This window comes from Bacillus sp. REN16, assembly GCF_020731355.1.
GTDB lineage: Bacteria > Bacillota > Bacilli > Bacillales > Bacillaceae_L > Ferdinandcohnia.
The window spans coordinates 184,188-197,254 of record NZ_JAJFZK010000009.1; the positions used below are offsets into that span (position 1 = coordinate 184,188).

Here is a 13,067-nt window from a genome sequence, read left to right on the forward strand (position 1 = left end):
CACTCTAAATTTCAACTGTATTGTAAATATCGTTCTGTTTGGATTCAACAAGAACTCTTTTATATTCCTTTGGGATAACCCGCACGAAACGAGATGCGAAGTAGTCCCATTTTTTTAGAATTTCTGCTGCGATCGTACTTTTTGTATATTGATAATGTTGTTTAATTTGACCTTTAATAAAGTTCATTTCTTCTCGGTCTTGCAAAGATTCAATGATAACAAGTTCTTTATTACATAGTTTATTGAATCTTCCAGCCTCTCGGACTAGAACATAGGCTATTCCACCTGACATTCCGGCAGCAAAGTTTTGGCCTACTTCTCCAAGGATGATAGCACTGCCTCCTGTCATATACTCACAACCATGGTCACCGATTCCTTCGACAACTACATGTGCACCACTATTTCTTACACAAAATCTTTCTCCTGCCTTCCCTCGGACATATGCTTCTCCTCTTGTAGCTCCATAAAAAGCAGTATTTCCGATAAGGATGTTTTGTTCAGCTAAGAAGGTTGATTTTGCTGAAGGAAAGATTGCAATTTTCCCACCTGATAATCCTTTTCCGACGTAATCATTGGCGTCTCCCTCTAAAGTTAGCGTCATCCCATTTGGTATAAAAGCTCCAAAGCTCTGACCTGCTGAACCTTTAAAGTGAAGTTTTATCGTATCTTCCTTTAACCCTGCTTCACCGTATTTACTCGAAATTGCACTCCCGAGCAGAGTTCCGACAGAACGATTTATATTACGAATAGGAAGTACCGCACGAATTGGCTGCCCATTTTTCAAACCTTGTAGAAATAAAGGAAGAAGTTCATTACTGTCCAATGTTTGATTGATTCCATGATCCTGCTCTTCTTTAGGTTGTTTATCGCCCAGCTGATCATATAAAACTGGTGATAAATCAAGTTTTCGAGCTTTCCAATGGTCTGATTGAGCTTGTATCAATAAATCGGTCCTTCCGATCATTTCATCCATCGTTCTAAATCCTAATTCAGCCATATATTCGCGAATTTCTTGAGCAAAGAAATGCATTAGATGAACCACATGGTCTGCTGTGCCTACCATATTTTTACGAAGGAGCGGATTTTGAGTCGCAATCCCAACTGGACATGTATCTAAATGACAAACTCGCATCATGATGCAGCCAAGTGAAACAAGTGGCAATGTTGAAAATCCATATTCTTCTGCACCAAGAAGTGCTGCTATGACCACATCTCGGCCACTCATCATTTTTCCATCTGTCTCCAAGGTCACCTTATGTCTCAAGCCATTTAGCTTTAATGTTTGTTGAGTTTCAGCAAGCCCTAATTCCCAAGGCATACCAGCGTGTTTGATACTTGAGCGCGTTGCTGCTCCAGTCCCGCCATCATACCCACTAATTAGAATGACATCCGCTTTTGCCTTTGCTACACCTGCGGCAATCGTTCCAACACCCGATTCTGATACAAGTTTCACATTAATTCTGGCTTTGGGATTTGCATTCTTTAGGTCGTAAATTAGTTGTGCCAAGTCTTCAATGGAATAAATATCATGATGGGGCGGTGGCGATATCAGTTCAATTCCTGGAGTTGATCCCCTTGTTTTGGCTACTTCAGGGGTCACTTTGTGGCCTGCCAATTGTCCACCTTCACCCGGTTTGGCTCCTTGGGCCATTTTAATTTGGATTTCATCACTATTCACGAGATAGTGGCTCGTAACCCCAAATCTTCCTGATGCTACTTGCTTTATTCTGCTACCTTTTGAATCGCCATTTTCCATTGGTGTAAATCGTGCAGGATCCTCTCCACCTTCCCCACTATTACTTTTTCCACCTATTCGATTCATCGCAATCGCTATCGCTTCATGAGCCTCTTTACTAATTGACCCGAATGACATTGCACCTGTTTTAAACCTTTTAAAGATTGATTCAATTGGTTCAACTTCCTCGATGGGTACGGGTTTTCTTATATAATTGAATTCTAGTAACCCACGCAATGTCGTCTGCTGACTGATTTCTTTGTTTAACAGACTGCTATACTCCTTGTATATTTCATATTTTCCTGTACGAACGGCTTGCTGTAATAAATGAATAGTTTTCGGCTGGAATAGATGTGTCTCCCCTCCATAACGCCACTGGAAATCCGATCCCGTATTTAATACGGCTTCTGACTGGAATGCTGCTTCGTGGCGCAAACGGACTTCCTTTGCAATATCATCTATCCCCAACCCACTGAGTTTCGAAGCTGAATTTGGAAAATAACGGTCTATCACTTCATGACTAATTCCTAAAGCTTCGAAAATTTGTGCCCCTATATAACTTTGAACTGTTGAAATGCCCATTTTGGACATAATTTTCATGATTCCCTTTGTGACGGATTTCACATAATTTCCGGATGCATCCTCAATGGAAAGACCTTGAACTAATAAAGGCAGAGATTCATAGACAAGATAAGGGTAAATCGCATTCGCACCATAACCAAGCAGAGTTGCAAAATGGTGTACTTCTCTCGGTTCCCCCGATTCAACTAGTAAACTAACCTTATTTCGGTTACCTGTTTGTATTAAATGATGATGAACGGCTGATACGGCGAGTAATGAAGGTATGGCTGCATGCTGTTCGTTTACATGTCGGTCACTGAGGACAAGAATATTGCTCCCCGCTTCAACTTCCTTATCCACCATCTGAATCATTTCATCTATTGCTTCTCTTAAATTTCCTTGAACCGAGAATAAAGTTGAAACAATCCCTGTTGACCAGTCTTTTGTTTGTAAATTCCTTATTTTCCTCATCTCGGTTTCTACTAAAATTGGTGTTCTCAAACTTATTTTTTTAAGGCCCATTTGTGTAGGTTGAAGTAAATTACCGCTAGACCCTAACATGACTTCTAATGAAGTCACAAATTCCTCCCGAATGGCGTCTATTGGCGGGTTTGTGACTTGAGCAAATTTCTGCTTAAAATAATGAAATAAAAGTTGAGGCTTACTGGATAATACCGCTAAAGGCGCATCATATCCCATTGAACCAATTGGCTCATTACCATCCATGGCCATCGGCTTTAAAACCTTCTCCCTTTCTTCATCTGTATAACCAAAGATCACCTGTCTGCGAAGGGTTTCTCCTTCCGATACTTCCTCGGTGTGGGTCATATCTTCGGCAATCCTTTCCAAAGGTACAATGTTTTCTTCTACAAGCTTCTGATAAGGTCTTTGGGAGATGACAAGCTCTTTGATTTCTTCATCGGTAACTAAGCGTTTATTTTCTAAATCTATTAGAAGCATTTGTCCTGGCTTCAAACGATCTTTACACAATATTTTCTCTTCTGGGATATCAACAACCCCCACTTCTGATGAAACGCAGATAAAGTCATCTTTCGTTAAAATAACCCTAGCCGGTCTTAATCCGTTTCGATCAAGACACGCTCCAAGTAATTTACCGTCTGTAAATGCCATTGCTGCTGGTCCATCCCACGGCTCCATAAAGCTACTGTGAAACTGATAAAATGCCTTTTTTTGTTCACCCATAACCTTATTTTTTTCCCATGGTTCCGGAATCATCATCATCATGGCTTGTGGCAATGACCATCCTGCTAACACAAGAAATTCCAGTGTATTATCAAACATCGCTGAGTCACTACCATCTGTATCAACAACAGGAAGCAGACTGTCAACATCCTCTATTACATCTGATTTGAATGCAGCTTCTCTAGCTTTCATCCAGTTCACATTACCGTTTATCGTATTGATTTCACCATTATGCATCATGAAACGATTCGGCTGCGCCCTTTGCCAACTTGGTATAGTGTTGGTGCTGAAGCGATTATGGACCAATGCCATCGCTGACTCATATAATTCATTGTGTAAATCCCTATAATAATCGCTCAACTGCTCAGGTAGTAATAAGCCCTTATAGATAATCGTTCTTGCCGAGAAACTGACTATATAATATTGCTCACCCTTTATTGAATCAGCACGTTTAAATGCTTTTTCAATTTTTCTGCGAACTTGATATAATTTTCTCTCAAACTTTATATCCCATGATTCGTTAAAAGGAGATTTCACGAATAATTGCCTTATCACTGGTTGGGTTTCTTTTGCTTGTTGATGTAGATTCTTATCATTTGTTGGGACATTCCTCCAACCGAATAATTCAATTCCTTCCGCTTTAATAATATTTTCAATGATTTCTTCACAATGTTTTCTGGGACTTTCTTGCTGTGGAAGGAAGAACACTCCAACACCATATTTTCCTGCATCAATTAGCGGAATTCCCGCTTTCTTCCACTCCGTTTGAAATAACTTATGAGGGATTTGTGTTAAAATCCCAGCTCCATCCCCTAACAAATTGTCTTTACTGCGCCCTCCCCTATGATCAAGCCGTTCAAGTGCAATTAAAGCTTGAGATACTATTGAATGTGTTTGCTTTCCATTTATATTGGCGAGCATAGCAATTCCACAGGCATCGTGTTCATTTTGAGGATCATACATCCCTTGTTTATCTTGTGTCCATGTCCGATGCATTTCATATCCTCCTTTATGTCTTTGATTTTCTTAGTTTTAATGTTAATACTTTGAGATGTGAATGTATTTAGAGTATTTAACCGAAGATTTGCACTTTTTAGATAGTAAAATAAACAAATATTTATGAATAATTTAGTAATAATGTTCGCATTTACCGATCTTTTCTTGTTTTTTATACTACCATTGTTTCATTTTTTTATATTTAGATGTTTTGTTGAATCATTTGGATTTATTGTTGCGGGAAATTTATCTGTACACAATAAATAAGGTTGCTAGGGATTTTTAACAAATCCGCAGCAACCTAATTCAAGTAATATGAAGTTTTTCATCTTATTTCAGAGGGATTTTTACCAGTGTATTGTTTAAATTGCCTGCTAAAAAAATGCAAATCATTATAGCCGAGGGCATATGCAGTTTCTGTTACAGACATCCCTGTAAAATGGAGTAAATGTTCTGCACGCTTTATTCTGGAATAAACAATATAAGATTTCACCTTATGTCCTATAATTTCTTTAAACTTTTGGGAAAAATATCGTTGAGAAAGGTTAGCACGTTCAGATAAGCTTTCGATTGTATGTGGTTCTCCAGGGTGTTGTTGAATATAATTGGCTACTTCTCGAATCGTTTCTAATAAACTATTACTTGTACGACCCAGCTCTTTTTTCTTTTCTTGTTCTTCTCTTAACAAATGAATCATTAATTGCTTCAAGATTAACTTTCCTTCAATTTCCGCACCAAATGTGTTGACTAAAAACAGACGAACATACTGAGTCAAAAGTGATTCAAAGCTTAAAGCATTTTCAAGTATTCGATGCGAAGAGGGGATCATTCTAGGTGTTTCTACTTCAGCTATATCAAAATGAATATAAGTTAAAACCAGGGGATTTTGTGGATTATGTGTTGCTTCTGTATAATCACCCGGTTTAAACAGAAAGCAATGACCTTTCTCCACATGATAAGCTTTTTTGTTAAGTATTACAGTTCCCTCGCCACCCCAAACATAAAACAAATCATAATTCGGCATGGGGTGCTCTCTTTTTCGCCACGTCCAGTTCGGCTCACAATGAATGGTAGCTAATGCTGGTTTCAATTTAAAATCTTCTGGATTCAGATAAAGCACCTAGCTCCCTCCCTTCAAGGATGACTACTTTATATTTTAATTGTAAAATGTCCGATGTAGCAACTTTGGATACTTATTCTTTAGCTCTGTCAAAAAATGCAGCAAATATTAAAAGGAAGCTTTAGACACAAAAGCTTCCTTTTCATTCAGGTTAGTTTTGACGCCATGGACTCCTGACGACATTTGTTTGATTTCTGTCTGGACCAACAGAGAAGATTGACAAAGGTATACCTGTCAGTTGAGAAACCCTTTCGATATAGCGTCTTGCATTCTCTGGCAGTTCACCCAGTGTTTTGCAGGCTGTAATATCTTCTTTCCAGCCCGGTAGCTCTTCGTATACCGGCTCACATTCGGCCAGAACTTTTAAGCTTGCCGGGAACTCCTCTATCACTTTTCCATGATAACGATAAGCGACGCAAATTTTCAGCGATTCTATTCCTGTTAACACATCAATTGAGTTCAGTGATAAGTCAGTTAAGCCGCTAACTCTACGGGCATGGCGGACGACAACACTGTCAAACCAACCAACACGACGTGGTCTACCCGTCGTTGTTCCATACTCACGGCCAACTTCGCGTATTTGATGGCCAATATCATTCGTAAGTTCGGTTGGGAAGGGTCCGTCACCAACCCTTGTAGTGTACGCTTTACATACCCCAACGGCATGAGTGATTTTACTTGGACCAACACCTGAACCAATCGTTACGCCTCCTGCAACTGGATTAGATGAAGTAACAAATGGATAGGTCCCTTGGTCAATATCAAGCATGACCCCTTGGGCTCCCTCAAAGAGGACACGACGTCCGTCATCTAAAGCATCATTTAAGACGACAGAAGTGTCACAGACATATTTCGCAATCGTTTGGCCATATTCATAATATTCATCAAGAATATCTTCCGGTTTAAAGCCGTCAGTCTCATAAAGCCGTTCAAACATTCGATTTTTCTCTGCTAAATTACGAGTCAATTTTTCCTCAAAAACTTCACGGTCCATTAAATCAGCAATCCGAATCCCAATACGGGCAGCTTTATCCATATAAGCTGGTCCAATTCCTTTTTTCGTCGTACCAATTTTATTTTCACCTTTTGCTATTTCTTCCACTTCATCTAATTTTATATGATAAGGCAATATAACATGAGCGCGATTAGAGATTCTCAAGTTATCGAGGGGTACTCCTTTGTCCTGTAGATAATCCATCTCCATCACAAGTGCCTTGGGATCTACAACCATACCATTGCCGATGACACAGATTTTTTCCTTGTAAAAGATACCGGATGGAATTAAATGCAGTTTATATGTTTCACCGTTAAATTTAATCGTATGTCCAGCATTGTTTCCACCTTGATAACGTGCAATCACTTCGGCATTTTCCGATAAAAAATCAGTGATTTTTCCTTTTCCCTCGTCTCCCCATTGTGACCCAACAACGACAACTGATGACATTTTATAACGCACCTCCATTAGGTTAAACAAACATTTTTTCCTTTTAGCAGGTTAATTCTATCAGTAAATATAAAGAGAAGTCAATCTAATAACGAATGATATACAAATAAAATAAAATAATGTTCGTATTTTACCAACATTTTTTATTATACCCTTTCGTAAACGAAATCTTACATCGGTAAAGAAAAAAAGATTGGTCCCGTATCGAAACCAACCTGATTTTTGATGATTTTTTATATTAATACCCAAAAAAGGCATCCTTTTTAATTTTGCGCTTTGAAACATTTTGATTTTGTAGATAAGTAGAAATAGATTCTACCATTGACTTCGGACCTGCAATATAGTATTTTCCATTTTCTTTATTTAAGCTAGTAAACTTGTCTATTTCTTGATGGAGATCATCCCTTGAATTAAGGTAAGTTACTTTTAAAGAAGGATTATTCGCAATCGCATCAAGTTCATCTTTAATTAGAAATGACTTTTTACTTTCCATATAGAGTAGGTGTATTTGTTTTTCGACTCCGTTGCCTTCTGCTTATATTTGTTTTAAGATCGCCCGAAATGGTGTAATTCCAATTCCACCTGCAACCAGTCCATTAAGAAGCCCTCCATGCTTTCGAAAGGGCTTTCCTCTGTTATTTCCGCCAAAAAGTGGTACAGTCGGCCTTATCCGAAATATTAAAATCAATCATTTTCTCAATGAGTGAGTAGTCAACCGGACTATTCCAAGGAATACGTATCATCCCTTTTGTGTAGTCATAACCTGCTTTTTTAATCTCATCCTCCAGATAGGAGATGGTTACATTTTCAGGGGCAACAGCTAAATGCTTCTTCGATACGCTAAAGCCAATAATGTATGTGCCATGATCTGTAAACATTGGTTGATTCCATTTGATTTCTGTCTTTAAATTTGGATATTTATTGTTTACCCAAGTAAACACTTCTCCCACTCTTTCTAGGTGAATAGGGTCATCAATCCCCGCTAAAAATTCAGCAAAAGCTTCCATGTGATTCCCTCCTAAAAACCGCCTCGTATAAGGCCTTACATTTCTCCCAATACTTTTTTAAGTTCATCAACCATTCCGCCCCAACCATATTTCGCACCGTTGTACGCTTGGTCTTCTTTTTCGAATCCAGTTTGGTCAAGATGTAAATAGGTTATTCCATCCTCTTCCTTCAATGTCCATGTGACGATAGTATCGATTGGACCACCTACCCATGTGTAAGATAGCTTATTAGGCTCGTCCACCACTAATACTTCACAATCGACAATTAAATTCCACTGCGAATTTTGGAATTGACATTTATGTCCTACGATTGGTTTAAAGTCATTTGCCATAATCCATTTTGCAAGTGTGTCTGAATCTGTTAATGCATCCCACACCTTATTGATTGAGCTTTTAAATTGAAAGTCTAATGAAACCTCTGCCATTATTTACTCCTCCTCTAATATGCTTCTTAAAATTGATATGTTGTCGGTCCAAAACTTCTCGTAAAAGGATACCCAATCTTTAATTTCCCTTAATGGAGCAGCATTTATTCGATACCTTGTTTCACGACCCACTTTTCGGTCATCTACTAAACCAGCTTCTTTGAGGATAGCCAAATGTTTCGAAACAGCAGTTCGCCCCATTTGAAATTGCGCAGTTAGCTTGTAAAGAGGTAACTCCTCCTCCTCTGCCAACAAACGCAGCAATTTACGTCTTGTTGGGTCAGCAATGGCTTCATAAACATCCCGCTCTTGATTCTTCTCGTTCAATAGCCCCTTCTCCCTTATTAATTGGACACCTTTTAGTGTCCTAATTATATGACACCATTTGGTAGCCCGTCAAATCATATTTTTTCCAAAATAAATAATAATAAGCCTAATTTCCGTCTGAATTAGGCTTTTAATGTCCGACAAGCTGTATAATAGACGAAAAAATTTCGCCTAATTCGTAATAATTATGAAAAAAGGCTTATATAGATGGAGAGATTCCGCCTATTGACTGGAAAAGTTCGAAAACAAGGGAATTTGCTTTGCGTAATCGGAAAACCTTCCCTTATTTAACCCGAATCCGACTCCGTCCTACTTTTAACCGAAAAATTTCCGCTTATATTTACTGGTTACTTATTAAGGACAAGACATCCTTAATACTCTTCAATCGGTTTTAGATTTTCTTCAATTTCAGCTCGACGGTCTTCTAAAAATGGAGGCAAATCTAATTTTTCACCCAGAGTTTCGACATCCCCATCGATGGTGAATCCCGGTCCATCGGTTGCAATTTCAAATAGAATTCCGTTTGATTCACGGAAATAAAGGCTTTTAAAATAGAAACGATCCACAATACCAGATAAGTGGAAGCCACGTGCTCGTACCTGTTCAGCCCAATAGGCAAGCTCTGTATCATCTTTAACACGAATCGCTAAATGATGAATACTTCCTCGTCCAGGTCGTTCAGTAGGACCGTCTAAATATTTCACTACGATTTCTCCAAAAACCTCTCCTTTGATGGATTGAAAAATCACTTCGTCATCTGTACGGCTAATTTCTGTATAGCCAAACATATCTGTTAGTGTGCTAGCTAGTTTATCAAGTCTTCGAACCGTCATTTCCACAGAGCCCATTCCTTGAATTTGATGTTCAGCGGGTACATCGGATTTTTCCCATGTTTCCCAGTGCGCTTGCTTAGCACCGTTTGAAGCAAGAAGGACCATCTGTAAACCTTCTGTATCTTCAAAGTGTAAAGCTGGATGATTGGCATACGTTGTTATATCACTTTTGGTTACACCATGTTCCTCAAAACGTGCTTTCCAATATTGAAGACTGTCCTCTGAAGGAACAAGTAAACCGATTCTAGTAATGGCATTTGTCCCACGATGCGTTTTTCCAACTGGTGGAATTTCAAAAAATGATAGTTCAGTACCTGGGCTACCTGTTTTATCACCGAAAAATAAGTGATACATCGATGGCTCGTCTTGGTTCACTGTTACTTTCACACGACGTAAACCAAGCACATGTCGGTAAAAATGATTATTTCGGCTTGCGTCTTTTGTAATCATGGAAATGTGATGATGTCCTGGAATTTTATACATTGATATTCCCTCCGATTTCATTTTACTAGAATAGTAATTATATTTTTTTCATCCTCAGGTTTAAAAGATGCTTTCATTAAAAATCAGAAACCGTATTCTTCCTCTTTAGCCTTTCTTATCGATTCCACTGCTTGAAATGTTTGAACTGTATCATCGGCTAAACGATCCAAGCGGAAAAGAATATCATCATTAATGATTTCTTTACGTAAAAAATCTTTTTCTTCAATAAATACATACGTTGGAACAATGTGTGCTTTCATATAAGCTAAAATTGGCTTTAATTGTTGCTCGACCATTAAATAATGCTTCGCTGTACCAGCTGTGACAACAACACTTACAACCTTATCGCGGAAAGCATTAACTGGTAGTAAGTCGAAAATGTTTTTTAATGTTGCAGGAATCGATGCTTGAAACGTTGGTGTTCCAATAATAATGGCATCCGCTGACATAATTGTCCCTGTAACATATTTTGTGTCACCATCATATTCAAAATAATTACGACCATCGCTAAATTCCAATTTGTAGTCAGCTAAATCAAGCAATGTAACTTCATTTTCAGGGAATTTTTGCTCAAGTATTTCCACAGTTTTCAGCATTGCAGTTTTTGTTTTTGAGCCGACAATTGAGCCTGCTAGCGCTACTATTTTCATAGGTTATTCTCTCCTTCTGATTTGGCTGTATATTTTTTGATGGCAGGAATGATATCGTTCCCGATGATTTCAATATTTTTCATGATTTTTTCGTAAGGTACCCCACCAAAGTCAATTTGCGCCATGAAACGTTGCATGCCGTAAAGCTCATATTGGTAAAGCATTTTCTCGATAATCTGCTGTGTGCTGCCAACCATTAATGCATCACGAGTATCAGGTGCTTGAGCAAATTGTTGCTTTGGATAGCCACTACCACGAATGGCTTGGAATCCTCCGCTTATATGCGGGTACATTCCTTGTAAAGCTTCCTGTGTTGTATCTGCTACGTAAAATAAGCTCGTTGTTGCAATTGGTAAAGCTTTTGGATCAAAGCCACTGCGTTCAGCTGCTTCACGATATGCATCAACAGAAGGCTTAAAGTTAATTGCCGGTCCACCCAATGTAGTCAGCATCATCGGAATACCCATGTAACCCGCTTTAATCGCACTTGCAGGTGGTCCTCCAACAGCACGCCAAATTGGAATCGAACCATTTTTTGGCTGTGGCAGTATTTCTGCATTTTGAAGCGGAGGACGATATTCACCTTGCCATGTCACAAGCTGTTCTTCATTAATTAGTTTTAACAGTTCTAATTTCTCTTCAAAAATTTCTTCATAATCCTGCAAATCAACTCCAAGTAAATGGTAGGCACCTACACGTGAGCCGCGACCAGCAACGATTTCTGCCCGGCCATCTGATATTAAATCGATTGTGGCGAAATCCTCATACACACGAACTGGGTCAGAAACACTTAATACAGTTGCTGAGCTTGCAATTTTAATCTTTTTTGTAGCTTGTGCAATAGCTCCTAAAACAACGGTATGTGCTTGTGTTGTGAAGTACGTTTGGTGACTTTCACCGACACCAAATACCTCAATACCTGCTTGTTCTGCTAGTTTACTTGCTTCTATAAGTTCATTGATTCGTAGCTGTGCTGAAATTCGCTCACCGGTTAATGGATTGGGAATGTGATCCCCCAATGAATATAGTCCAAATTCCAAGCCTTTCGTTTGATCAATGCGGTATTTTTCCATTGTTTATCTCTCCTTTTATCAATTTACTAATCAAGTGATAAGGTAAAAGAATTATTTATATGTCATTTTTCTTATTTTCGCTATTTTTTTGTACACGAGACATGAGGGTATACAGGACTTTTTGTTCTTCTTTAGATAAACATTCATCAAAGAAAGAGGATTGAAATGCAAGCTGATCTTTAAAAGCATTTTCTAGTTTTTCACAACCTTTTTTAGTTAACGAAATTGTTTTTGTTTTCCAGTCTTGCTTTCGTGCAATGAGCCCTTCCTTTTCAAGGCGTGACAGCATCCGAGAAATTCCGCCTTGTGTCACCGTAACTTTCTCAGCAAGCTCACTTTGAGTTAATGGCTCGTATGTTGAAATTTGCATTAAAACATCAAATTGTGCAGTCGTTAAATCAAACTTCTTTAAAAAATCATTCGATAACAAGTTACTTTGATGTGTGAATCGTGTAAGTCGTAACCAGATTAATGAACCACGAGTATTATTTTGCATAACACTTCGTCACTCCCTTTCGTTACTATCACTTTACCACTCAATTGATATAAACGCAATAAAAATATCTCTAATCCAAGATATTTTTATTGCAGATGACAAAAAACCACAAAGATGATTCCTTCATGTACCAATTCTGTACGGGGTTTACGATGCTTCATGAACATTTGTCATATAATCCTCAAATGCCCCCACCTTCAGTGGTCTACTGTAATAGTATCCTTGTCCAAGAATAAGACCACCTTTACTTAGTTCATCAACATGTTCCTTTAGTTCGATTCCTTCTGCAATAACATTTAATCCAATAGAATTTGCTAAGTTAATGATCGCTTTTGCAATTTCCTTACTTTCTTTATTCGTATGAATATCATTCACAAATGATTGATCAATTTTTAATGTATTAATCGGTAGTTCTTTAATATAACTTAGAGAGCTATAACCTGTTCCAAAATCATCGACAGAAATTTGGATGCCTAGCTTTTGAATTTCCTTTAAAATAGATATGGTATCGCGTTCTTGGTTACGAGTGTTTATGCTGTCCCCATCAAATTTGAATATAATTTGTGCATTTGTTAAATCAGTTAAATCTTCAGCCTCTACTTCGGCTGTAAATGAATCAAACTGACCTCTTACCTTTGAAACCATCATATGTTTCACTTCAAAACCAACTGTGGAATGTCCTTTGTCTACAATCCATTTCCCCATTTATATACT

The 13,067-nt window shown here is 38.2% G+C and carries 12 protein-coding genes; all 12 read right to left on the reverse strand.

The window, feature by feature from the left end; all coding sequences use genetic code 11:
* Positions 1-4 precede the first annotated feature (4 nt).
* Entirely contained in the window at positions 5-4,495 is a 4,491-nt protein-coding gene (gltB, locus tag LKW28_RS14535; protein WP_229141069.1) for a glutamate synthase large subunit, read from the reverse strand.
* 325 nt (positions 4,496-4,820) lie between these two features.
* On the reverse strand, positions 4,821-5,615 hold the full coding sequence (locus LKW28_RS14540) for a helix-turn-helix domain-containing protein (protein ID WP_229141070.1): 795 nt from the start codon (positions 5,613-5,615) through the stop codon (positions 4,821-4,823).
* Positions 5,616-5,766: 151 nt separating this feature from the next.
* The gene (locus tag LKW28_RS14545) at positions 5,767-7,059 is read right to left on the reverse strand and encodes an adenylosuccinate synthase (RefSeq protein WP_229141071.1); all 1,293 of its coding nucleotides are present in this window, start codon (positions 7,057-7,059) and stop codon (positions 5,767-5,769) included.
* A gap of 238 nt (positions 7,060-7,297) precedes the next feature.
* Positions 7,298-7,552, reverse strand: a complete 255-nt coding sequence (locus tag LKW28_RS14550) for a hypothetical protein (protein WP_324255037.1) — start codon at positions 7,550-7,552, stop codon at positions 7,298-7,300.
* Positions 7,553-7,694: 142 nt separating this feature from the next.
* Positions 7,695-8,066, reverse strand: coding sequence for an iron chaperone (locus LKW28_RS14555; protein WP_229141072.1), 372 nt, complete (start codon positions 8,064-8,066; stop codon positions 7,695-7,697).
* A 35-nt stretch (positions 8,067-8,101) separates the two neighbouring features.
* Positions 8,102-8,491: an SRPBCC family protein gene (locus tag LKW28_RS14560; RefSeq protein WP_229141073.1), complete on the reverse strand. Its 390-nt coding sequence runs from the start codon at positions 8,489-8,491 to the stop codon at positions 8,102-8,104.
* A 3-nt stretch (positions 8,492-8,494) separates the two neighbouring features.
* Positions 8,495-8,818 (reverse strand): ArsR/SmtB family transcription factor, encoded by a 324-nt coding sequence (locus LKW28_RS14565; RefSeq protein ID WP_229141074.1) that lies wholly within the window; start codon positions 8,816-8,818, stop codon positions 8,495-8,497.
* A gap of 371 nt (positions 8,819-9,189) precedes the next feature.
* Positions 9,190-10,134 carry a ring-cleaving dioxygenase gene (locus tag LKW28_RS14570; RefSeq protein ID WP_229141075.1) on the reverse strand — a complete coding sequence of 315 codons (945 nt, stop codon included), beginning with the start codon at positions 10,132-10,134 and terminating at the stop codon, positions 9,190-9,192.
* A gap of 83 nt (positions 10,135-10,217) precedes the next feature.
* On the reverse strand, positions 10,218-10,784 hold the full coding sequence (locus LKW28_RS14575; protein WP_229141076.1) for an NADPH-dependent FMN reductase: 567 nt from the start codon (positions 10,782-10,784) through the stop codon (positions 10,218-10,220).
* Positions 10,781-11,857, reverse strand: a complete 1,077-nt coding sequence (locus tag LKW28_RS14580; RefSeq protein WP_229141077.1) for an LLM class flavin-dependent oxidoreductase — start codon at positions 11,855-11,857, stop codon at positions 10,781-10,783. The genes LKW28_RS14575 and LKW28_RS14580 overlap by 4 nt, the downstream gene beginning before the upstream one ends.
* Positions 11,858-11,912: 55 nt before the next feature.
* On the reverse strand, positions 11,913-12,353 hold the full coding sequence (locus LKW28_RS14585; protein ID WP_229141078.1) for a MarR family winged helix-turn-helix transcriptional regulator: 441 nt from the start codon (positions 12,351-12,353) through the stop codon (positions 11,913-11,915).
* A gap of 147 nt (positions 12,354-12,500) precedes the next feature.
* Entirely contained in the window at positions 12,501-13,058 is a 558-nt protein-coding gene (locus LKW28_RS14590; protein ID WP_229141079.1) for a YceI family protein, read from the reverse strand.
* Between the last annotated feature and the right edge of the window lie 9 nt (positions 13,059-13,067).